Origin of the sequence: Salsipaludibacter albus, from assembly GCF_019798055.1 — a bacterium.
Taxonomy (GTDB): Bacteria; Actinomycetota; Nitriliruptoria; order Nitriliruptorales; family Nitriliruptoraceae; genus Salsipaludibacter; species Salsipaludibacter albus.
In genome coordinates, this window is record NZ_JAHOPH010000037.1 from 1 (window position 1) to 22,156 (window position 22,156).

Sequence of the window (22,156 nt, forward strand, 5' to 3'; positions counted from 1 at the left end):
ACAACTCGGAACGGCCCTCGAAGGGCAAGCGCAGCCGGCGATGGCCCGGTGGACACCAAGGGCGCATCAGCAGTCAACCTGCTGATACCCCCCAAGGTTGCCCAGTGAGCGCAGCGAGGAACTCCAACCTGACCGGAGGTCAGGCGCTCACCCCAACACGGTCGGGGCGGTCGTGTCGGCGCCGGAGGGGCCGACGTCCTGGCCGTCCTCGCCGGCGCCGTCGCCGGCCTCCTTGCCGGCGGCGACCAGGAACGGCGCCAGCACGCGTCCCATCCGTCCCAGGAGGTGGGCGTCGCGGCGGTGCAGCAGGTCACCCTCGTCGGTCTCGCACACCAGCAGACCCAGCAGGCGACCGTGCAGTGGCAGGGGGGCCGCCACCACCGAGCCACGTACCCGTCCCCGGGCCGCGGCCAGCGCCTCGAGGTCGTCGTGGGTCGCGGCCGCCACGGTGCCCAGGCTGATCGCGCGGTCCCGTGGCCCGCCGGGCAACAGCTCGATCATCGTCCCCACGGGCGGGTCGTCCCCGCTGGTCGCCGCGACCACCAGCGCGTCACCGGGTCCGACCGACAGCACCTGCACGACGGCCACGGCGAGATGGTGGTGGACCCGCGCCAGGGCACGCTCCAGCGCCCGCTGGCCGCTGCCGGTCCCGGCCTGGCGCACGACGTCCTCCAGCACCTCCACCTCCCAGGCGAGCCGCCGCGCGTGCACGGCGTCCCGGTGGGCGGCGTCGCGCTCGTCGGCGGCCAGCCGCCGAGCCCGCCGACCGCTGGCGGCGACGTCGGCCACCAGCACGCCCAGCCCGGTGGCCAACAGGAGCCCGACGACCGTGTCCTCGACCGCCTGGTTGCCGTACAGCGACTGCCCGATGACCAGCCGGAGCGTCTCGAACGGCGCGGCGATCACGAGGTTGCGCAGCACGCCGAGCCGGCCCAGCCGGACCCCGCCGACCAGGGCGGACACGGTCAGGACGAAGAACAGGTAGGGACTGTCCTGGACCACCCCGAAGGGCAGCAGCATCGCGATCGTCACCGCGTCCAACAGGCTCAGGGCCTCGTAGGCACGTCGCCGGCGGGCCATGCGCGGCACGACCAGGAGGGTGACCGCCCCGGCGACCACCAACAGCAGGCCGGACGCCAGCAGCATCCCCGAGATCCAGCCCGGCACCTCGCTGGGGTTCTGCCACGCCGACAGCAGGATCGCGATGCCTCCGATGAGCCGCACCCAGCCCAGCTGGCGCTCGAGGTGGGACTCGTCGTCGGACAGCGGTGACTCGTTCCAGGTGCGGCGCAGCCAGGTGGCCACCGCCCCGGCAGACGTCGCCGCTGCCATCGAAGTCCGTCCCCTGCTCGCCGCCGTGAGGTCCCGGCACGAGTCTGCCAGCATCGTCGCAGGCTGTCTGCCCCGCGCCCCGCCCGACCACCGTCGCGTCCGGGTGGGGCTCCGGTGGGAGCGGGAGAAATCGTCGGTGGCGCTACCCTCGGTCACCGTCTCGGTGGTGTCCCACCACCTGCTCGCGATCCAAAGGTCCCCAAGCGTGTTCGACGCACTCGCGCAACGACTCGACGACGCGCTGTCCCGCGTGCGTGGCCGCGGCCGCCTCGACGACGAGACCGTCGACGCCACCCTGTCGGAGATCCGGCTCGCGCTGCTCGAGGCCGACGTCAACTTCAAGGTCGTCCGCGGCTTCGTCAGCCGGCTCCGCGAGGTGCTGGTCGGCGAGGAGGTCTCCAAGGCCCTCAACCCGTCCCAGCAGGTCGTCAAGGCCGTGCACGCCGAACTGGTGCGCGCGCTGGGTGGCGAGTCCGTCACCCCGGACCTGTCCGGGAACCCGGCCGTGATCATGCTGGCCGGACTGCAGGGCTCGGGCAAGACGACCGCGGCGGGCAAGCTGGCCAAGCAGCTCAAGAAGAAGGGCCGCACCCCGATGCTGGTGGCCTGCGACCTGCAGCGTCCCGCGGCCGTGCAGCAGTTGCGGATCAACGCCGAGAAGGTCGGGGTGCACGTCTACGCACCGGTCGAGTCCGGTGACCCCGTCGCGGTCGCACGCGACTCCCTCGCCAAGGCCCGCGACACCGGCTGCGACGTCGTCATCGTCGACACCGCCGGCCGCCTGCACATCGACACCGAACTGATGGGCCAGGCCCGCGACATCCGCGCGGCCGTCGACCCCACCGCGACCCTGTTCGTCATCGACGCGATGATCGGCCAGGAGGCGGTCAACGTCTCCAAGGCCTTCCTCGACGACGTCGGCTTCGACGGCGTCATCCTGACCAAGCTGGACGGTGACGCCCGCGGCGGTGCGGCCCTGTCGGTCCGCGAGGTCACCGACCGCCCGATCGTGTACGCGTCGGTCGGCGAGAAGATGGAGGACTTCGAGGCCTTCCACCCGGACCGGATGGCCGACCGGATCCTGGGCATGGGCGACATGATGACGCTCATCGAGAAGGCCGAGGACACCTTCACCGAGCAGGAGACCAAGGACGCCGAGCAGGCACTGCTGTCCGGCGACTTCACCCTCGAGGACTTCCTCAAGCAGATGCAGATGGTCAAGCGGATGGGTCCGCTCAAGGGCGTGCTCGGGATGCTGCCGGGCATGGGCCAGGCCCTCAAGGACGTCGACGTCGACGACAAGCAACTCGCCCACGTCGAGGCCATCATCTACTCGATGACGTTGGAGGAGCGACGCGACCCCAGGCTGCTGACCAAGGGCGGCGCCCGGCGGCGCCGCCGGATCGCGGCCGGCTCGGGACGCAGCGTCCAGGAGGTCAACCGGCTCCTCAAGCAGTTCGACCAGGCCAAGTCGGTCATGAAGTCGGTGTCAAAGATGGCCGGGATGGACTCGATGAACCCGCAGGGCCGCAAGGGCAAGCGCGCCCAGGCCAAGGCCGCCCAGCAGTTGATGCGGTCGGGCCAGGTGCCCGGCCAGGGTGGCCAGGGCGGCCTGGGTGGCTTCCCCGGTCTCCAGCAGGCCCCGAAGCGCAAGAAGTGACCACCGGGCGAGCCCTGCCCCGCACCAGGACCCGACGCCGATGATCGACCAACTCTCCCTGTTCCTGCACGTCCTGGCCGCGATCGGGCTGGTCGGCGGGGGCATCATGCAGGTCATGGTCGGCGCCCGGCTGCGACGCGCCACCACGGCTGCCGACATCGCCCGCTGGGGCTCGTTCGCCCAGACCGCGGGCGTCCTGATGATCGTGTCGGCCGTGGTCAGCCTGCTGACCGGGGGTCACCTCGCCGGTGCCGTCTGGACCACCGACGAGCGCTCCGGCTTCTCGTACCCCTTCATCACCCTGGGCATGGCCGCACTCGTGGTCCTCGCACCCGTCGGCCCGATGCTGGGCGGCGGGCGCCTGCGTCGCATCGTCGAGCGCACCCATCGCCGCGAGACCGCCGCCGACCTGAACGCCCTGCAGGCCGACGTTCGCTCGTCGTCGGTGTGGGGTCCCGTCCACAGCCTGGTCGGCGTGGGCGTCGGGCTGGTCTGGGTCATGACCGCCAAGCCCGGGTGGCTCGCCACGGCCGTGGTCCTGCTGGGAAGTTTCGTGCTCGGCTGGATCTCCGGGCTCCTGGTGTCGTCGCGGCCGCGCCAGTCGGCAGCACGCTCGACCGAGCGTCGGGACTGAGACCGATGGGGGCGGCGAGCGAGCCGGTACACTGCGGCCAGCCATCCTCGCGAGTTCCTCGCCTCGATGGCGACTCCGTTCACCGACCTCCGCCTCGTCGTCGCCTGCACGAACATGTCGCAGCGCGCCCACGCAGGTACGGGCCGGTCCCTTCGTCGGCGGGCCGCCGACACTGCTCCGAGGTTTGCCACCCATGGCCGTCAAGCTCCGCCTTCGTCGTGAAGGCACCAAGAAGAAGCCGCACTACCGCGTCGTCGCCGCCGACTCCCGCGCCCCGCGCGACGGTCGGTTCATCGAGATCCTCGGGGAGTACCACCCGATGGACGAGCCGTCGACGGTTCGCATCGACCACGACCGGGCCCTGTACTGGCTCGGGGTCGGCGCACAGCCGTCCCTGCAGGTCAAGAAGCTGCTCCGCATCCAGGGCATCTGGCAGGAGTTCGCACCCGACGACGAGCCCCAGCGGGTCCGTCCGGACGCCCCGCCCGTTCCCAACGTGGCCCCGACTCCCGGTGACGCCGCCACGGAGGACACCTCCGCCGACGACTCGTCGTCCGACACCTCGTCGAACGACGACGCCGAGGCGTCCGCATGAGTGAGCGCGCAACCGACACCCTGCACTTCGTCGCGCGCCAGCTCGTCGACCACCCCGACGACGTCCGCATCGACGTCTCCAGTGACGATCGCGGCACCACGCTGCACCTGATGGTCCACCCCGACGACGTCGGGAAGGTCATCGGCCGCCACGGTCGCACGGCCAAGGCGCTGCGCACGCTCATCCGCGCTGCCGGCTCGCTCGACGACGACAACGTCAACGTCGAGATCGAGGACTGAGACCCCCACCCCCGAGGTGACCGACGTGGCCGACGCCGACCAGGACCGCATCATCGGTCGTGTGGTCAAGCCCCACGGGATCCGGGGCGAGGTCGTCGTCGACGCCCTGTCGGACGTGCCGGGTCGCTTCGACGCCGGCGTCGTCGTGTCCGTGGGCGACACCTCCCGCACCATCGCGAGCAGCCGACCCCACGCGGGCCGGCTGCTCGTGTCGTTCGAGGGGATCGACGACCGCACCGCGGCCGAGGTCCTGCGTGGCCTGTCCGTCGCCGCCACCGCCCGTGCCCTGGACGACCAGGCCGTCTACTACGTCCACGAGCTGGTCGGCCTCGACGTCGCGACACCCGACGGTGACTGGCTCGGCGAGGTCGTGGGTGTCCGCGAGCTGCCGTCCGTGGCCGGCTACGACCTGTTGGAGGTCGACCGGGACGGCCAGCGCTGGTTGCTGCCCTCCGACGACGACCTGGTCGAGGTCGCGACCAACAGCGACACCGGCGAGGACCTGCTGCTGGTGTTCGACGCCCCGCCCGGGCTGCTCCCCGACGACGTCGCCGCGGCTGTCGACGTCGCCCCGCCGGACGAGGCCGCCACGTGAGGATCGACGTCCTCACGATCTTCCCCGAGTACGTCGCGGGGCCGGCCGACGTGTCCCTGCTCGGACGGAGCCGCGAGACCGGGGTGCTCGACCTGCGGCTGTTCGACCTGCGGGATGCCGCCTTCGACCGCCATCGCAGTGTCGACGACGCCCCCTACGGCGGGGGAGCGGGCATGGTGATGCGCCCCGACGTGGTCACCCGCGCCGTCGAGGCGGTCTGGAACGACGTGGACCCGGCGGAGGTGGACGACGCCGGCCTCACCCACCGGGCCGGTGGGCCACGTCCCCGGACCATCCTGTTCACCCCACGGGGGCGGGTCCTCGACCAGGCCCTGGTCCGCGAGCTGTCCGCCGAGGATCGGCTCGTGCTGCTGTGCGGTCGCTACGAGGGCATCGACGAGCGGGTGCACGACCACGTCGCGACCGACGAGGTCTCGATCGGCGACGTCGTGACGTTCGGGGGAGAGGTCGCGGCCCTGGTGCTGATCGAGGCGGTCGTGCGCCTGCTCCCCGACGCGATGGGCAACGCCGCGTCGCCCGCCGAGGAGTCGTTCAGCGACGGGCTGCTCGAGCACCCCCAGTACACCCGTCCCGCCCATTGGCGTGGTCACGACGTGCCCGAGATCCTGCGGTCCGGCGACCACGCCAGGATCGCCGCGTGGCAGCGCGAGCAGCGGCTCGCACTGACCCGGCGGCGTCGCCCGGACCTGCTCGCACCCACCGACGACCCGGCCCCGGGTGCGGACGGCCAGGCGTCGGGCCCCGGTGAACTCGCGCACGGCGCCTGACCACGACGGGCGCCGGCCGTCGGTGGCACCACGGCCCGAGGGACGTGGCCCGGGTTGGCCAACGGTGCGGCCATGGCATATCCTCGCCAGTCGTCCCGTCGGGCGCGCACTGAGTGTGCCCGCGCCCGATCCCGGCGCCTCGTCCGACCACGACGATCCGCAGGGCCCCGCCCCGTCCGCATCCCGGTCGGCCCACGATCCACTCGCGTCCGCGCCGGTCGTGTCGTGCCCACGCCGCACCAGCACTTCCCCGAAGGCAGTCCCATGAACAAGGTCGATCTCGTCGAGTCGGCGCGCATGCGCGACGACATCCCCGACTTCCGTCCCGGCGACACCGTCAAGGTGCACGCCCGGGTGGTCGAGGGCAGCCGCTCCCGGATCCAGGTGTTCGAGGGGGTCGTCCTGCGTCGCCAGGGCGGCGGCCTGCGCGAGACCTTCACGGTCCGCAAGGTCTCCTTCGGCGTCGGCGTGGAGCGCACCTACCCGGTGCACAGCCCGATCATCGACCACATCGAGCTGACCCGTCGCGGCAAGGTCCGTCGCGCGAAGCTGTACTACCTGCGTGACCGGGTGGGCAAGAAGGCCCGCATCCGCGAGAAGCGCGAGACGGCCGCCAACGGCTGAGACGGTGGTGGGACGGATCACTGCACGAGGGTGCCCGAGACGGCACCCTCGTCGCGTGTCCGACCGAGGTGACGTGCAGACGAGGAGCGACGGGTGACGGCTGGCGAGGACCTCTTCGCACAGCACCGGCCGATCATGGCCGGCGCTGCCGGCGACGACGGGACTTCCCGGGACACGCCAGCCGACGACCAGGTCGAACGTCCCCGGGACCAGCAGCTCGACCACACCGAGCACGTCCACGAGGTCGTGCACGTGCAGGAGGACCTCGGCAACGGGGAGCCGGTGGTCCCCGAACCGTCCGAGCCCGACCAGGCCGGCGACGAGCCACGCGCCGAGGCACCGGTCGACCCGGACGCGACCACCCGGATCGAACCCGTGCCGACCAGCGCGTCCGCCGGGCGCGTCGTCGGCCCCCTGGCGGGACCGCCCCCGTCGTCGGCCGGCCCCGGCACGACTCGACTCGAGTCCCGCCGCAACGGCCACGGGGGGTCACGCCCCACCGAGGAGACCTGGGACACGGGGACCATCCGGCGCTGGGACGCCGCCCCGGTCGACCAGGAGCCCACGCCCTCGACGGCACCGCTGCGTCGTCCCGCACAGCTCGACGATCGCGAGGAGGTCACCGTGGAACGGGAGTCCGGCGGATCACGCTGGTACGAGATCCCGGTGATGATCATCACCGCGCTCACCCTGGCCTTCCTGCTGCGCACCTTCGTCGTCCAGGTGTTCTACATCCCGTCGGGGTCGATGATCCCGACCCTGGAGGTCAACGACCGCATCGCCGTCGAGAAGATCTCCTACCTCACCCGCGAGCCCGCTCGTGGCGAGGTGATCGTGTTCGCCGGCGACGACCCGCTGTCGGGGCTGGGCGAGGAGTCGACCGCGGACCGGGTCCTGACCGGTGTCGGGCAGTTCCTCGGGGTCGTGCCGGTGGACGCCAAGGACTTCGTCAAGCGGGTCATCGGCCTGCCCGGCGACGAGGTGTCGATCACCGACGGCCAGGTCAGCGTCAACGGCGTCGAGCTCGACGAGCCCTACGCGCGGCTCGACAACGACAGCGGCGACTGGGTGGTGCCCGAAGGCATGTTGTTCGTCATGGGCGACAACCGGGCCAACTCGGGCGACTCCCGTTCCACCCTGGGCTACATCCCCGAGGACGACGTCGTGGGCCGCGCCGTCCTGGTCATCTGGCCCTTCGACCGTGCCGGCTCGATCCCCGGCGAGGCCCACGACCTGGCGGTGGACGCCGGATCGTGAGTCCGACGCGCGGGACGCGACGCCCCCGGGCCTCGCAGGCCCGCGGGACGTACGTGGACCGGTCCGGACGCCGCCGCAAGCTGCCGCTCGTGCCGGCAATCACCCATGAGCAGCGGCACTGGGACGCCGGCCGGGTCGTCGCCGGGGTCGACGAGGTCGGTCGTGGCGCGTGGGCCGGACCGGTCACCTGCGCCGCCGTCGTCCTGCCCACCGATCGGCGCATCTACAAGCTGCGTGACTCCAAGCTGCTCACGCCCGAGGCGCGTGAGCTGCTCGACAGCCGGATCCGCGCGCACGCCGTCGTCGGCATCGGGCACGCGTTCCACGACGAGATCGACCGGGTCGGCATGACCCTGGCCCTGCGTCGCGCTGCCCGGCGGGCCGTCGACTCGCTGGGACTGCGGGTCGACGAGATCCTCCTGGACGGCAACTTCGACTTCCTCGCCGACCACCCCGCCCGGGTCACCACGCTGGTCAAGGGCGATGCCCTGTCGGCCTCGATCGCGGCGGCGTCCATCGTCGCCAAGGTCGCCCGCGACGGCTGGATGGTGGCGGCCGCCGAGCAGCATCCCGGCTACGACTTCGCCGACAACAAGGGCTATCCGGCACCCACGCACATGGCGGCGCTGGACGACATCGGGCCCTGTGACCTCCATCGCCACTCGTGGGAACCGATCGTGCGGGCCGTCCAGCCACGCCTGTTCGACTAGGTGGGGAGGTCGGCCGACTGACGGACCTCGCGCGACAGGCCGTCGTGCACGACGGTGCCGGCCTGCACGACCGTGCGCCGGGCGTTCCACAGCACGGCAGGCTCGGTGAACGGATCGCCGTCGAGGACGACCAGGTCGGCGACGGCGCCCGAGGCGATGCGCCCCAGGTCGTCCCGGCACAGCACGGTCGCGTTGCCGGTCGTGGCCGCCCGAAGGGTGTCCAGCACCCCCTGGACCTCGACCTGCAGTCGCAGGCCCTGGAGCTGCTCGTCCTCCAGGTCACCCATCAGGTCGGTCCCGAAGCCCACGACCACGCCGGCGTCGGTCGCCAGCTCGATGGCGCGCTGCCCGGCCGCGAGCACCTCGCGGTTCTTGGCCTGCGAGACCGGCGCCAGCCCGAGGTCGGCGCCACGCCGGTCCAGCGCGTCGTAGGTCGCCAGCGTCGGGACCAGCACGGCGTCGTGCTCGGCCATGACCCGGGCCGCGTCCGCGTCCAGGAGGTTGCCGTGTTCGATCGAACGCACCCCGTTGCGGACCGAGTGCACGATCGCCTCGGGGGAGTAGGCGTGGGCGGCGACGTAGCTCCCACGTCGCGTGGCCTCGTCGGCCACGGCCGCCACCTCTGCGGCGGAGTACTGGGGCATCCGGATCGGGTCGGTCGGGGACACGACCCCGCCGGACGTCATGATCTTGATGGCGTGCACACCGCTGCGGAGCCGCTCGCGCACGGCCCGGCGCAGGGGCTCGACGCCGTCGACGACCTCGGTCATGTTGCAGCAGCCGGCCGTGACGGCGCGATCACCGGGATGTGGGTCCCCGTGCCCCCCGGTCTGGCTGAGCGCCGGCCCGGTGTGCAGGTAGGTCGGGGAGGGGAAGCGGTGCTCGGCCACGGCGCGGGCCAGGCCGGCATCGCCGCCGGCCACGTCCCGCACGGTCGTGAACCCCCGGTGCAGCGCGCGCCCCAGCCGGTCCGCGGCGCGGATCGCGAGATAGCTGGGCGGGGTCGACTCGATCTCGAGCAGGTCCAGCCCGACGCCGTAGGCGTGGAAGTGGGCGTCGACGAGTCCGGGCACGACGACACGTTCGCGTGCATCGAGCACGACGGTGTCGGTCGCGCGGCCGGGCCCGTCGTCGCCGTCGGCGGTGACGGCCACGACGCGGCCGTCGCGGACGTGCACGGCGCCCTCCATGAGGTCCCGAGCCGTCCCGTCGAAGATCCGGGCGTTGGCCACGACCAGGTCGGCCGGTCCGAGCGTCCGGGTGCCTGGCGCCGAGGGCGTGTCGGATGGTCCTGCTGCGGGCATGGTCGGTCCGGGTCGGGTCGGCGTGGCGTCATGGTGCCAGCCCGGCGGCGGGCCCGGGGTCGTGCGGCCCGAGGATGCCGTAGGCTCCCGCCATGGACCCAGACGAGATCGAGAACTACGAGATCCAGGCCGAGCTGTCGCTGTACCGCGAGTACCGCGACATCGTCCGGACCTTCTCCTACGTCGTCGAGACCGAGCGGCGCTTCTACCTGACCAACGAGGTCGAGGTCGTCCCGCACACCGACGACGGCGACACCTGGTTCGAGCTCCACCTCACCGATGCGTGGGTGTGGGACATGTACCGGCCGGCACGGTTCATCAAGCAGGTCCGCGTCCTGACCTTCCGCGACGTCAACGTCGAGGAACTCTCCCACGACGACACCGAGTTCCCCGCGATCTTCGGGGACTCCTGACCCCGCCCTTGCCACGGGTGTCGTCGTGAGGAATCGTGTGCCGGGGGCGTGCGTGGAGGCACGGGAGGAGCACACGACAGGTGGGGGGCGAGGCCGCTGGCGCCGTATCCTCGTTGGCCAGCAACCGCGAGACAGGGCACGGACATGGGGTTCAACGCGACGCGGCGGTACCGGGACGGCAAGAACCGGGACCTGTGGCTGCTGGTGGCGGCCATCGTGATCGTCGGCGTGCTGATCGCCTGGGCCTTCGGCGCCTTCTGACCCCTCGCCCGTTGCGCTACTGGCGGGGACCGGCCTGGCACAGGGACGCCTGCTCCGGATGGACCACGAACTCGGGGAACGCACCGGGTGAGCTGCTGGCAACGCCCGACGCGGTCGCACCGAAGTCACCGCCCAGCGTTCGGGCCAGGCTCGCCACGTTGGCGCCGAAGGCCGCGCAGCCCGCGTCGTCGGGGCCGGCCGTCGCGGTCGTCGCGGTCCCCACGAGCACCAGCGCGCAGGCCACCAGGCTCGGCACGATCCGTCGGGTCGTCGTGTTCATCGGGTCCTCCCCGGTTTCCGGTGCCGGCCTGGACCTCCACGGACCCGTGCCGTCCAGAGTCTGCATCGCGCGTGCCGGCCCGTCAACCCCTCTCGATGGCTCCGGGTCCATCGTGGCCCGCTCAGGACTCGTGGATCGCGATGCGGATGCGCTTGTTGTCGCGGCCCTTGTTCTCGGTCTTCGTGACCTCGACCCGACCGACCTCGACGGTCGACGCGACGTGGGTGCCGCCGTCGGCCTGCCGGTCCAGGCCGACGATGTCGATCACCCGGAGGGGGTCGATCGAGGCGGGGATCAGGTTGGCCTTCGTGCGGATCAGGGCGTCGTCCAGGTCCGCCTCGGACCGGTCCACGAACTCCACGGCGATCGCGCGTGCCCTCGCGATCTCCTCGTTGATGCGGCGCTGAACCCGCTCGCCGAGCTCGCTGGTCACTGCGTCCAGCGCGAAGTCCAGACGCCCGTCACCGGGGTTCATGTTGCCACCGGTGACGGCCACGCCGAAGTCGCTCCAGATCACCCCGCACAGCACGTGCAGCGCGGTGTGCGTGCGCATCAGGGCATACCGCCGGTCCCAGTCCAGTTCCGCGTGCACCTCGGTGCCCGGTGGTGGCATCGCGTCCGGTTCCACGTCGAGCTCGTGGAGGATGCGCCCGTCCCGGCGTCCGACCCCGACCACGGCTGCTCGGCCAGTGCCACCATCGGCGTCGTCCCAGGTCAGCACCCCCCGATCGGCCGGCTGGCCACCACCGCCCGGGTAGAACACCGTTCGCGCCAGGGCGACCCGGCTGCCGTCGACGTCCAGGACGCGCGACTCGGCGCTGCGGCGGTAGGCATCGGTCGCGAACAGTTCGTCGGGCGCGGGGTCGTCGGCCACGGTCGGTCCTCACGGTTGGTTGGCCGGCATCGTGGCCCGCGTCGGTGCGGGTCGTCAACCGGGCGGGCGCGGAGGTGACGTCCACGCGGGACGCAGAACGCACGAGGAGATGACACGGGGACCACCGTGGTCTACCTTCATCCGGTCATCGGCTCCCACCGGACGCGGGGGCGTCCCGGCCGATGCCGAGGGCCCACATCGTGCGACACCACGCCGTCGTCACCTCCCTGTCCTGGATCCCCTCCGAGGCCATCCGCGGTGCCATGCGACTGCCGTTCGTCCTGGGGATCTCGCACTACGACCCACCACCGCCATCCACGCTCGACGACCTCGAGGCGCTGCGCTCGGCCGACCGGTTCCGGTTCGCCAACGAGCTGTCCGGCTGGGTCGAGGTGGACGACGACGGCGCGATCGTGGACGCGGGCTACGACGGTGCGGGCCACATGGGTGCGACGACGGCCACGGTCGGCTCCCGCTCGGTGACCCTTCCCGGCGTGGTCTACCCGACGATCCAGCACCCGGTCGAGCAAGGGGACGGCTGGGTGCGCCTGGTGCAGACCACCGGTGGCCGGACCGGCTTCCCCCTGCCCCGGACCGTGGACCGCTCACCGTGGGTCCAGGTCACCGCGCCGACCGTGTGGACCACGCTCGCGCTGACCCTGCAGGCCGACGGCGGGGCCACCCACGAACTGGTCGGCTCGTCCGCCTTCCCGCGACACTGGATCTACGACGGCGAGGGTCGGCTGGTCCACAAGACTGGGACCCTGGACTTCCGTGGTTGGTCCGGCGAGTCCTTCGGGGAGCGCAGCCCGTGGGGTGGGTACGAGCAGGAGGCCCTGGTCGCCGAGGCCGAGACCCAGCTCGAGCGCACCCTGTCCGAGGAGATCATGCAGGGAGGGGAGCGGCCCACGATCCGACGGGTCGACGCCGACGACACGTTGACCGTCCAGGGGACTCCGGGCGAGGAACTCCTGCTGCTCCTCGACGGGATCGTGGACGTCGAGGTCGACGGGCGGGTCGTCGCCGAGATCGGCCCGGGTGCCGTGGTGGGCGAACGAGCGTTGCTGGAGGGTGGTCGTCGCACCGCGACCCTGCGGGCGCGCACGCCGGCCACCGTCGCGGTCGCGACCGCCGACCAGCTCGACACGGCGGTGCTGCGTGAACTGGCCGCGGGTCACCACCGCGAGTAGGGCGGTTGTCAGTCTGCCGGGGTGGCGTGCGTCAGCCTCCGGGCGAACCCCACGAACACGTAGCCGGTCACGATCGCGGCAACGGTCGTGACGATCGCCACCGGGGTGTCCGGTCGCACCAGCAGCAGGGTGGCCACGATCGTCGCCAGTGCGGCCGCCAGCAGCCACAGCGCGTCACGTCGACCCGACGCAAGGTCGGACAGCGTCAGGATCTGCAGCCCCACGGCCCCCGTGCCCAGCCAGGCGTAGCGCCACAGCTCCGGCCCCATGGCCGTGTACTGCTCGCCGAACACCACGCCCACGACGTCGGCCAGGAACGGGCCGAGCAGGGCGGCGGCCAGTGCGCCGACGGCCCCGGCGATGGTCAACCCTCCCAGTGCCACCGCGACGACCCGGCGGCGCGGGTCGGTCACGAGCCGGGGGAACAGCAGCAGGACCACGAACTGCGGGGCCCAGAACACGATCCGCATCGCGGTCGTCCCGACCGCGTACATGCCCGCATCGAGGTCGTCGAGCAGGATGCGTGCCATGACGGCGTCGGTGTGGATCAGCACGAGCAGCAGTGCCATCATGACCACCGCGGTGGTCACCGTGCGCGACAGCCGCAGCCGGGCGGTGCCGACCGGGGTCGCCAGACCACCGGTCAGGCGATGCGACAGGGTCAGCTGTGCGGCGTAGCCCACGGCGATCGCGACCGCCGCGGCCCAGACGGTGCCGGTCGTGACCATGCCGACGATCCCGGCGGCCAGCTTGACGGCGGCACCGGTGAACAGCACCAGGCCCAGGACGGCGAACCGCGAGCGTCCCTGCAGCAGTCCCTCGTTGGCGGCCGTCAACGGCAGCAGCCCCGCCGCGATGCTGACCGCCAGCACCGACACCGGGTCCCAGGTCTCCAGGGCGGGTCCGAGCACCAGCATCAGCACGGCGACGATCCCGGCGATGGTCGCCGCGAGTCGTCGGGCCAGCGGGGCGTCGATGACGGCCGGCCGGCCCAGCGTGTCCGCGGCCGTCAGGGCCTGCACGGCCATCCCCGGCGCCATCCCCACCATCACGATGCCGAGCAGGGCCGTCAGGGTGCCGAAGTCCGCGGGCGGCAGCAGCCGTCCGCCCGCGATCGTGAACCCGAAGTTGGCCGCGTGGGTCGCAAAGGTCAGGGCCGCGAGCGCGACCGCGCCGGTCCACCACGTGCGTCGCGGACTGGAGGGTCGGGGCGCGCGGTCCTCCCGGCGGCGGGAGTGCCGGGTCGTCGCGTCGGTGGTCATCGCAGGTGCCTGGTCGGGTCGCCGTGTGCACGGGTGCGCGCGTGGTCGAACGGGAGTGCAGGACGTTCCGAGGCTATCCGGCCCGGTGACGATCCAGTCGTCGAGGATTCACCCGGCGTCGCCGGCGATCCGTCGATCGCGCTGGTCCCGTCCCGGTCCGCCGTAGGGGTAGTCCGCCACGATCGGCTCGCTGGCCTCGGTCAGGCGATCGAGGTGGTCGTCGGACAGGTGGAGGTCGGCCATCGCCAGGTTCTGCTCGAGCTGGTCGACCGTGCGGGCCCCCAGGATGACCGACGTGACCATCGGCTGGTCGGCCAGCCACGCCAGCGCCACCTCTGCCATGGATCGGTCGAGGTCGTCCGCGACCGACCGGACGGCGTCGACGACGGCCCAGGTGCGCTCCTCGGCGTTGCGCTCCGCGTAGGCCTCCATGCCGCGCTCGGGGTCCTCGCCCAGGCGGGTCGCTCCGCTGGGTGTCTCGTCGCGGTCGTACTTTCCGGTCAGCCATCCGCCGCCCAGGGGTGACCACGGCAGGATCCCGATGTCGTAGTGGTCACAGGCCGGCACCAGCTCGTGCTCGATGTCGCGCACCAGCAGGTTGTACTGCGGCTGGAGGCTGACCGGCGGGGTCATGCCCTCGGACCGCTCGATCGCCTGCACGAGCTGCCAGCCGGTGAAGTTCGACACGCCGAAGTGGTGGATCTTGCCCGCGCTCACGGCGTCGTCGACGAACCGCAGGGTCTCGTCGATGGGTGTCAACGGGTCCCAGGCGTGGGCCTGGTACAGGTCGATGGTGTCCACGCCGAGCCGTCGCAGCGACGCCTCCAGGGCGTCGTGGAGGTGGCGTCGGGACAGCCCGACCCCGGTCGGCGTGTCGTCCATCGGGAACCGACCCTTGGTGGCGACCACGACCCGCTCCCGCGCGCCGGGCCGATCCGCGAGCCACCGGCCCACGATCTCCTCGCTGACCCCGGTCGAGTAGACGTCGGCGGTGTCGATCAGCGTCCCGCCGGCCTCGACGAACATGTCGAGCTGGTCGTGGGCCGCCTCCTCGGGGGTTTCGTCGCCGAACGTCATCGTGCCCAGGGCGAGGCGGGACACGGCCAGGCCGGTCGGGCCGAGCAGGCGGTACTCCATGGGGGATCCTCCAGGATCGATCGAGTCCCGACGGTAGGCCGCGGCGTGGTGGGTCGACCGGTCCGTCCGGACGACCAGCCCCGTCGCCCGGGCGAAGCCGGTGGGCGTCCGTCGGTCGCGCTGCGGGCCCGGGTTGTCCACAGCGGGAGGCACGGGGGGGCCGCCCCGCGCGGCCCGCTTCGTAGCGTTGCCCACATGGACCCGACCTCCGACCCCGACACCGCTCCGATCACGCGCCTGCCGCCGACCCGGACCGGCGACCACGGCGAGACCTTGGCGGCGGAGCACCTGTCCGCGCTCGGACTGGAGGTCGTGGCTCGCAACTGGCGCATCAGCGACGGTGACCTGCGTGGCGAGCTCGACCTGGTCGCGCTGGACCACGACGAGGGCTGCGTGGTGGTGGTCGAGGTCAAGACTCGGCGCGGCGGCGGGTGGGGCGGCCCGCTCGCCGCGATCGACGGTCGCAAGCAGGCTCGACTCCGTCGCCTGGCACGTGCGTTCGTGACGCGGTCCGAGCTGCCCTACCGACGCCTCCGCATCGACGTGATCGGCGTGCGACTGGACACCCGGCACCTCCACCACGTGACCCACGCACTGTGACGGGTCCCGGGGAGCTCCGCGTGGTCATGACCGACGGCCGGACCGGCCGCCGGCTGGACCCGGACCGCGTGGCGTCGCCCGCGCCGGGGGCCGATGACGGTGGGGAGGGGGACCCGTCCGCGTCGCCCGACGTCCTGGCGCGGGTCGGCGCGATCGCGCTGACCGGGTTGGACGGCGCCGCGGTGGGCGCCGAGGCCGCGGTCGGGGGTGGGCTCCCGCAGATCAAGATCGTCGGGCTGCCCGACGCGACCGTGCGCGAGGCCGCCGACCGGATCCGGCTGGCCTGCCAGCGCAGCGGGTTCGACCTGCCCGACACCAAGGTCGTGGTGAACCTCGCCCCGGCCGGCCTGCGCAAGGAGGGCTCGGGCTTCGACCTCCCCGTGGCACTGGCGGTGCTGGTGGCGTCACGCCAGCTCGCACCGGCGGCCGTGCGCGGCGTCGTGGCGCGGGGCGAGCTGGGCCTGGACGGTCGGCTGCGCGGCACCCCGGGGACGCTGCCGGCTGCGACCGCCGCGCAGCGTCACGATCCCGACACCGTGTTCGTCGTGGCCGAGGAGGTGGCCGACGAGGCGGCACTCGTGACGGGGCTCGAGGTGGTCGGCGTGTCGTCGGTGCGTCACGCCGTCGAGGTGCTGGCCGGTCGGGTGCCGCGTCCGCCGACCCCGCGACCGCCCGACCCGGTGCGTCGGGTGGTGCCGGACCTCGCCGACGTCCGGGGGCAGTCGTTGGCCCGTCGCGGCCTCGAGATCGCGGCGGCCGGGGGCCACCACGTGCTGATGATGGGCCCGCCGGGATGCGGGAAGTCGATGCTGGCCCGGCGGCTGCCGGGGATCCTGCCGGAGCTGACGCCTGCCGAGGCGCTGGAGGTCGCTGCGATCGCGTCGATCGTGGGCGGACGGGCCGACGACCTGTCGGTGACCCCACCGTTCCGCGATCCCCACCACGCCACGTCCACGGCCGGGCTGATCGGTGGCGGCACGGGTGTCGCACGGCCCGGTGAGCTCAGCCGTGCCCACTGCGGCGTGCTGTTCCTGGACGAGGTGCTCGAGACGCCGCGGTCCACGCTGGACGCGTTGCGCGAGCCGCTGGAACAGGGCCGGATCGTGCTGGTGCGGTCCCGGTCCAGGGTGACCTATCCCGCTCGGGTCCAGCTGGTCGCCGCCGCCAACCCCTGTCCCTGCGGGCACGCCGGATCGACGACCCGGCCCTGTCGTTGTCGGCCGGACCAGGTCCAGCGCTACCGCAGCCGCCTGTCCGGTCCGTTGCTGGACCGCATCGACCTGCACCTCGAGCTCCAGCCGGTGACCGAGGACGTCCTGGTGGGACCGTCCGACGGCGAACCCACCGCGACGGTCGCCGCCCGGGTCGCCGCCGCCCGGCACCGTGCCGCCGAGCGCTGGCCGAGCGACCCGGCGGCGGCGGAGGCCCGACTCACCCGGGACGTGCCGGCCCGGGTGGTGCGCGCCACCGTGTCACGCGTCACCCAGGCTCGGCTCGCCCGTGCCGTCGAGTCGCTCGGCTGGTCCGCGCGGACGTTCGATCGCTGCCTGCGGGTCGCCCGGACGATCGCCGACCTGGACGAGGTCGACCGGGTCGTCGACGAGCACGTCGACGAGGCCGTGGCCTACCGCCTCGACACCGAAGGCCGGGCGTGAGCCGGGGATCCGGCCCGCCCGGACGTGGCGACGGCGAGGACCACGCGACGAACGACCGCGATCCCTGGGAGGCGGTCGCGGCCCTCGGCACCGACCCGGCCATGTTGGCCGCGGTCGTCCGACGGGCGGCGGTCGACCGCCCGGGGCTCGCCGCCCACTGGCGCCGGCTCGTGGCGGACGAAGTGGCGATGGCGGTGGCCGTCCGCGAACTCGCCGCTGCGCCCGTCCTGGAGGTCGGGCCGGGGGACGGCCAGGCACGGACGTGGCGCCGGGAGGGGGTCGTCGTCGCGCTGGCCGGCGATCCCGGCATGCCGGACCGGTTGGTGCGCCACGGGGTCGCGCCACCCTGGCTGGCGTTGCGGGGCCCGATCGAGGCGTCCGTCGGGCCAGCCGTCGCGATCGTCGGTGCGCGTCGGGCCACCGGGTACGGCACCGGCGTCGCCGCGTGGTTGGCGGAGGAGGCCGCGCAGGCCGGGGTCCGGGTCGTCAGCGGGGGCGCGGTCGGGATCGACGCCGCCGCGCACACGGCCGCGCTGGGTCGGGCCGGCGGGACGACGGTGGTGCTGGGATGTGGCCACGACGTCGCCTACCCACGACCCCACGCCCGCGAGGGGGGCCTGTTCGCCCGGGTGCTCGATGCCGGCGGGGCCGTGCTGTCCGAGGGTCTGCCCGGCGACCCGCCCCGCGCCCACCGGGTCCGGGCCCGCAACCGCCTGGTCGCCGCCCTCGCCGATGCGATCGTGGTGGTCGAGGGAGGTGCACGGTCCGGGTCGCTCGTCACCGCGGGGTGGGGTGCCGACCTCGGCATCCCGGTCCTGGCCGTGCCGGGCGACGTGCGTGCACCCGGCTCGGCGGCCAGCCACCAACTCCTGCGCGAAGGGGCCGCCGTGTGCACCGGCCCGCCCGACCTGCTGGCGGTCGTGCTCGAGGCCGCACAGGACGGGCGCGACCTGGACCACCGGGGCGGCGTCGACGATCCCGCCGGACTCGGCACGTCGGGGCTGCCCGGATGGCTGCACGACCGCCTGGTGGCGGCATGGCCCCGCCCCGTTCCCGTGGCCCGACTGGTCGAGGAGGGCGGCTCGGGGTCGGGACCGGTGCTCGCCGCCCTCACCCGGGCACAGGTCGCCGGGACCGTCACCCGTGACGTCGACGGCGTGCGTCTCTGCCGCCGCCCGCCCGACGCATGACCGTCGACGGATCGGCCTCGCCGCGGTGCGTCCGGCCAGCGATCGTGCTGACTCGGATCCTGGCGCTGGTGCTGATGCTCGGGGTGCTGGGGGTGCTCGCGGCGCCAGTCGCCGCCCCGGCTCGGGCTCGGCCGGATCCGGGTGGGGGCGCACCGGGGGTGGGCGACGACAGGATGGCCAGCGCTCCGGTGGGTCCGACCGACCAGCAGTTCGCCTGGCCCGTGCCCGGCCGCCTCGTCGTGGGGTTCGACCCGCCGCCGGAGCCGTGGTCGTCGGGCCATCGCGGCGTCGACCTGTCGGTCGTCCACGGCCAGGCAGTCCACGCCATGGCCTCCGGGGTCGTCGGCTTCGCCGGGATGGTCGCCGGGCGGGCTTGGGTCAGCGTCGACCATCCGGACGGCGTGCGAACCACGGTCGGGCCGCTGTCCGTGGTCGGTGTGGAGGAGGGCCAGGTGGTTCGCCCCGGCCGGGTCGTGGGTGTCGCTGCCGCCACGGCGCACGCCGACGCGACCGGCCCGGTCACCGGGCTGCTCCACGTGTCGGCCCGGGTCGACGGGGCGTACGTGGACCCCGCCACGCTGGTGGGCTCGTGGGTCCCGTCACTGGTCCCGAACTGACGTCGTTGCCGCTGAACGCATGCCACGTCTCGACGGGCACCGTGCATGTGTGTCCATCGTCACATACGGGCCCGGCCGGCACTCGTAGGTTCGCTCTCGTACAGGTGACCGCGGGACCCCCGCGGTCACAGGGGAACCAGGAACAAGGGGCATGCACATGAAGCGAGCGGTGAAACTGCTCACCGTCACGGCCATGGTGGCCACGACCGTCACGTTCGGCCATGCGGCCGTCGCGGACGGCGACCACCCGGCACTGACACCAGAATCCGTCGACGAGATCATCTTCCCCGGAGGATCGTTCGAAGTCGACAAGACCGTCCACACGCCGGAGATCCCACCGAACCCGGAGATCTACTTCCTGGTCGACACCACCGGCAGCATGGGTGCCGTCATCAACCAGGTGACGGCAGACATCGGCTCCATCATCGCCCAGGTCCAGGCGGTGCAACCGACCGAGGCGTTCGGGCTGGGCCAGTACAAGGACTTCCCGTTCGACGCCTTCGCCTACCAGCACGAGGTCTCCATCGGTGGGGACGTCGGAACGGGCCTCGTCGGCCTGTCGGCCTCGGGTGGAAGCGACGGCCCCGAGGGGCAGTTCTACGCCCTCGACCGCATCGCCAACACCAACTCGCCCGGCTTCACCGGTGGCGCGACCTCGACGCCGATCGTGGTGTGGATCGGTGACGCGCCGGCCCACGACCCGGTCTGTGCCGCGTTCACCGGTGTCGGCGACATCACGGAAGCCAGCGTCACCGCCGACCTGCTGGCGGTCGACTACACGGTCGTGTCCGTGAGCACCAACACCGGCGGGTATGCCTTCGGTCTGGACGACGACCCCCTCCTCGGCAGCTTTGACTACACCGCCACGTGTGCCCAGGGTGGGAGCCCCGGCCAGGCGAGCAGGATCACCAGCGCCACCGGCGGCAACGCGCTCAGCGGCGTGAGTCCGGCCGACGTGACCCAGGCGATCCTCGACGTCATCGCAGCCGTCGAGATCGAGGTCTCGATGACCAGCGACTGCACGTACCCGATCAGCACGACGTTCGACCCCGCGGACCCCGTGGTCGTCGAGAGTGGCGCGGACGTCGCGTTCGTCGAGACGATCTCGGTCGCGGCCGACGCCCCGGGCGGGGTCTACACCTGCAACGACTGGGCGCTGATCGACGGTGAGCCGATGGTCGACGCAGCCGGCGACATCATCTACGAGACCAAGACCATCCTCGTCCCGGAGAACTTCGTCACCGGCGGCGGCAACGTGGTCGACGGCAAGGGCAAGAACCGTGTCCACCAGCTCAGCTTCGGTGGCAACGCCGGCTACACCTCCGAGGGTGACCTGGTCGGTTCGTGGAGCTTCAACTTCCACGCCGCCGGGGTGAAGATCCACACCACCGAGATCACGGCCCTGCAGTTCTACGACTTCGGGGGCGACCCTGCCCCGCCGGAGGCCGACGCGGACACCGCCGCGATGGTCGCCACCGCGCGGGTCAGCGTCGACAACGGTGCGTGGCAGGAGGGGTGCACCCTGCACGCAGTGTTCACCGACAACGGTGAGCCCCAGGACGACGCCGTCCTGAGCTTCGACCTCGACTGCGCTTCGGGCGCCTTCGTCTGGGAGGACCTGACCGGTGGCAACCTTCAGATCCACGACGGCACGAAGGACTGATGCCGACATGACCACGTGACCGATCGCGGTCGCCACAGGAAGGGTCGGCCCCGCGGGGTCGGCCCTTCCGGTGGACGTGGACACGCTCTATGCTGCGGCGTGGGGCGATGGGTTGGGGGCGATCCATGCAGACCGTCGAGTTGTGCATCGAGGCGAACGACGAGCAGGGCCGGGCACGGTCCGTGCTGCACGCCGTGGGTCGGCCGATCGAGCTGGACGTGGGGCGGGTCCTGTACCGACAGGGCGAGGCCGCGGACGCCCTGGTGCTGGTGGACGACGGTGCGGTCCAGCTGTCGATCGCCGTCGGCGACGGCCAGGACCTGGCCATCGCGCGGGTCGACCGAGGCGGCGTCGTCGGGCTGGTCTCGGCCGTGGACGGACAGGCCCATGCGGCGACCGCGACGGTCGTCGACACCGGACGGGGGACCGCGGTCTGCCGGCGCCACCTGCGGCGGCTGCTGGCCGACGATCCGCACGTCGCGACCTACCTCCTGCAGTGCCTGACGGCGAACCTGCGCCGCGCCGACCGCCGGTTGGTGCAGCACTGCAGCAAGACCACCCTCGGGCGGGTCGCCGACCTCCTCGCCACGTTGGACGACGACGCCCATGGCGGGCGGATCGACACGACCCAGCGCGAGCTGGCCGACTGGGTCGGCGCGACCCGCGAGTCGACCGCCCGCAGCCTCGGCCGGCTGCGCGACCGGGGTGCCATCGCCACCGGACGTGGTTGGATCGAGGTGCTGGACCGAGACCGCCTGACCGAGGCCACCACGTGACCGACCTGCTCGTCCGACCGGCCGACGCCGGCGACTGGCCGGACGTCTGGCCGTTCTTCCGCGAGATCGTCGTCGCGGGCGAGACCTACGCCTATCCCGACGACCTGGCCTCGGACACCGCGCGCGACCTGTGGATGGCGCCGCCCCCGGACCACTGCGTGGTCGCGGTCGACGACGGCGTGGTCGTGGGCAGTGCGAAGTGGGGGCCGAACCGGCCCGGCCGCGGTGCCCACGTCGCGACCGCCAGCTTCATGGTCGATGCCGCTGCGCGTGGCAGGGGAGTCGGCCGGCGGCTGGGCGAGCACGTCCTCGCCGCTGCCACGGAGGCCGGGTACACGGCGATGCAGTTCAACGCCGTGGTCGAGACGAACCACGCCGCGGTGGCCCTGTGGGAGTCGCTGGGCTTCACCGTCGTCGGGACCGTTCCCGAGGCGTTCGACCATGCTCGACACGGCCGGGTCGGCCTGCACGTCATGCACCGGTACCTCTGACTGCGGTGC

The 22,156-nt window shown here is 72.6% G+C and carries 24 protein-coding genes; 18 read left to right on the plus strand and 6 right to left on the minus strand.

Annotated elements, in window-relative coordinates; genetic code table 11:
* Positions 1-147 precede the first annotated feature (147 nt).
* A complete protein-coding gene (locus KR546_RS16445; RefSeq protein ID WP_238445809.1) occupies positions 148-1,332 on the minus strand; it encodes a hypothetical protein in 1,185 nt (394 codons plus the stop codon).
* Positions 1,333-1,537: 205 nt separating this feature from the next.
* On the opposite strand from KR546_RS16445, the gene ffh reads away from it, so the two are divergent.
* The 9 genes from ffh to KR546_RS16490 all read left to right on the plus strand — a co-directional run bounded on the left by ffh (position 1,538) and on the right by KR546_RS16490 (position 8,434).
* Positions 1,538-2,992 carry a signal recognition particle protein gene (gene ffh, locus KR546_RS16450; protein WP_238445810.1) on the plus strand — a complete coding sequence of 485 codons (1,455 nt, stop codon included), beginning with the start codon at positions 1,538-1,540 and terminating at the stop codon, positions 2,990-2,992.
* 40 nt (positions 2,993-3,032) lie between these two features.
* Complete coding sequence (locus KR546_RS16455; RefSeq protein ID WP_238445811.1) at positions 3,033-3,626, plus strand: hypothetical protein; 594 nt, start codon at positions 3,033-3,035, stop codon at positions 3,624-3,626.
* A gap of 193 nt (positions 3,627-3,819) precedes the next feature.
* The gene (gene rpsP / locus KR546_RS16460; protein ID WP_238445812.1) at positions 3,820-4,221 is read left to right on the plus strand and encodes a 30S ribosomal protein S16; all 402 of its coding nucleotides are present in this window, start codon (positions 3,820-3,822) and stop codon (positions 4,219-4,221) included.
* On the plus strand, positions 4,218-4,460 hold the full coding sequence (locus KR546_RS16465; protein ID WP_238445813.1) for a KH domain-containing protein: 243 nt from the start codon (positions 4,218-4,220) through the stop codon (positions 4,458-4,460). Before rpsP ends, KR546_RS16465 begins: the two co-directional genes overlap by 4 nt.
* Positions 4,461-4,485: 25 nt before the next feature.
* A complete protein-coding gene (gene rimM / locus KR546_RS16470) occupies positions 4,486-5,055 on the plus strand; it encodes a ribosome maturation factor RimM (RefSeq protein ID WP_238445814.1) in 570 nt (189 codons plus the stop codon).
* Positions 5,052-5,843: a tRNA (guanosine(37)-N1)-methyltransferase TrmD gene (gene trmD, locus KR546_RS16475; protein WP_238445815.1), complete on the plus strand. Its 792-nt coding sequence runs from the start codon at positions 5,052-5,054 to the stop codon at positions 5,841-5,843. The genes rimM and trmD overlap by 4 nt, the downstream gene beginning before the upstream one ends.
* A gap of 264 nt (positions 5,844-6,107) precedes the next feature.
* A complete protein-coding gene (gene rplS / locus KR546_RS16480; RefSeq protein WP_238445816.1) occupies positions 6,108-6,467 on the plus strand; it encodes a 50S ribosomal protein L19 in 360 nt (119 codons plus the stop codon).
* A gap of 93 nt (positions 6,468-6,560) precedes the next feature.
* On the plus strand, positions 6,561-7,724 hold the full coding sequence (lepB, locus tag KR546_RS19815) for a signal peptidase I (RefSeq protein WP_238445817.1): 1,164 nt from the start codon (positions 6,561-6,563) through the stop codon (positions 7,722-7,724).
* The gene (locus tag KR546_RS16490; RefSeq protein WP_238445818.1) at positions 7,721-8,434 is read left to right on the plus strand and encodes a ribonuclease HII; all 714 of its coding nucleotides are present in this window, start codon (positions 7,721-7,723) and stop codon (positions 8,432-8,434) included. Before lepB ends, KR546_RS16490 begins: the two co-directional genes overlap by 4 nt.
* On the opposite strand, the gene KR546_RS16495 is transcribed toward KR546_RS16490, so the two are convergent.
* Positions 8,431-9,738: a metal-dependent hydrolase family protein gene (locus tag KR546_RS16495; RefSeq protein WP_238445819.1), complete on the minus strand. Its 1,308-nt coding sequence runs from the start codon at positions 9,736-9,738 to the stop codon at positions 8,431-8,433. The genes KR546_RS16490 and KR546_RS16495 overlap by 4 nt on opposite strands.
* Before the next feature lie 92 nt (positions 9,739-9,830).
* Between KR546_RS16495 and KR546_RS16500 the strand changes: the two genes are divergently transcribed.
* Positions 9,831-10,151, plus strand: coding sequence for a DUF2469 domain-containing protein (locus KR546_RS16500; RefSeq protein WP_238445820.1), 321 nt, complete (start codon positions 9,831-9,833; stop codon positions 10,149-10,151).
* A 277-nt stretch (positions 10,152-10,428) separates the two neighbouring features.
* On the opposite strand, the gene KR546_RS16505 is transcribed toward KR546_RS16500, so the two are convergent.
* Both KR546_RS16505 and KR546_RS16510 read right to left on the minus strand, forming a co-directional pair.
* Positions 10,429-10,692, minus strand: coding sequence for a hypothetical protein (locus KR546_RS16505; protein ID WP_238445821.1), 264 nt, complete (start codon positions 10,690-10,692; stop codon positions 10,429-10,431).
* A gap of 121 nt (positions 10,693-10,813) precedes the next feature.
* Entirely contained in the window at positions 10,814-11,566 is a 753-nt protein-coding gene (locus KR546_RS16510; protein ID WP_238445822.1) for an alanyl-tRNA editing protein, read from the minus strand.
* Between the two features lie 200 nt (positions 11,567-11,766).
* Here KR546_RS16510 and KR546_RS19820 point away from each other — a divergent pair, with 200 nt between their 5' ends.
* Positions 11,767-12,756: a cyclic nucleotide-binding domain-containing protein gene (locus KR546_RS19820; protein ID WP_238445823.1), complete on the plus strand. Its 990-nt coding sequence runs from the start codon at positions 11,767-11,769 to the stop codon at positions 12,754-12,756.
* Positions 12,757-12,764: 8 nt separating this feature from the next.
* On the opposite strand, the gene KR546_RS16520 is transcribed toward KR546_RS19820, so the two are convergent.
* On the minus strand, positions 12,765-14,018 hold the full coding sequence (locus KR546_RS16520) for a polysaccharide biosynthesis protein (RefSeq protein ID WP_238445824.1): 1,254 nt from the start codon (positions 14,016-14,018) through the stop codon (positions 12,765-12,767).
* A gap of 108 nt (positions 14,019-14,126) precedes the next feature.
* Positions 14,127-15,155, minus strand: coding sequence for an aldo/keto reductase (locus KR546_RS16525; RefSeq protein ID WP_238445825.1), 1,029 nt, complete (start codon positions 15,153-15,155; stop codon positions 14,127-14,129).
* Between the two features lie 195 nt (positions 15,156-15,350).
* Between KR546_RS16525 and KR546_RS16530 the strand changes: the two genes are divergently transcribed.
* The 7 genes from KR546_RS16530 (at position 15,351) to KR546_RS16560 (ending at position 22,147) form a co-directional block, all read left to right on the plus strand.
* The gene (locus KR546_RS16530) at positions 15,351-15,755 is read left to right on the plus strand and encodes a YraN family protein (protein ID WP_238445826.1); all 405 of its coding nucleotides are present in this window, start codon (positions 15,351-15,353) and stop codon (positions 15,753-15,755) included.
* A gap of 26 nt (positions 15,756-15,781) precedes the next feature.
* Positions 15,782-17,410 (plus strand): YifB family Mg chelatase-like AAA ATPase, encoded by a 1,629-nt coding sequence (locus KR546_RS16535; protein ID WP_238445827.1) that lies wholly within the window; start codon positions 15,782-15,784, stop codon positions 17,408-17,410.
* Positions 17,407-18,600, plus strand: coding sequence for a DNA-processing protein DprA (locus KR546_RS16540; protein WP_238445828.1), 1,194 nt, complete (start codon positions 17,407-17,409; stop codon positions 18,598-18,600). Before KR546_RS16535 ends, KR546_RS16540 begins: the two co-directional genes overlap by 4 nt.
* Before the next feature lie 44 nt (positions 18,601-18,644).
* Positions 18,645-19,217 (plus strand): M23 family metallopeptidase, encoded by a 573-nt coding sequence (locus tag KR546_RS16545; RefSeq protein ID WP_238445829.1) that lies wholly within the window; start codon positions 18,645-18,647, stop codon positions 19,215-19,217.
* Positions 19,218-19,368: 151 nt separating this feature from the next.
* A complete protein-coding gene (locus tag KR546_RS16550) occupies positions 19,369-20,880 on the plus strand; it encodes a hypothetical protein (protein ID WP_238445830.1) in 1,512 nt (503 codons plus the stop codon).
* Between the two features lie 125 nt (positions 20,881-21,005).
* Positions 21,006-21,656 (plus strand): Crp/Fnr family transcriptional regulator, encoded by a 651-nt coding sequence (locus KR546_RS16555; protein ID WP_238445831.1) that lies wholly within the window; start codon positions 21,006-21,008, stop codon positions 21,654-21,656.
* A gap of 5 nt (positions 21,657-21,661) precedes the next feature.
* The gene (locus KR546_RS16560) at positions 21,662-22,147 is read left to right on the plus strand and encodes a GNAT family N-acetyltransferase (RefSeq protein ID WP_238445841.1); all 486 of its coding nucleotides are present in this window, start codon (positions 21,662-21,664) and stop codon (positions 22,145-22,147) included.
* Positions 22,148-22,156 lie beyond the last annotated feature (9 nt).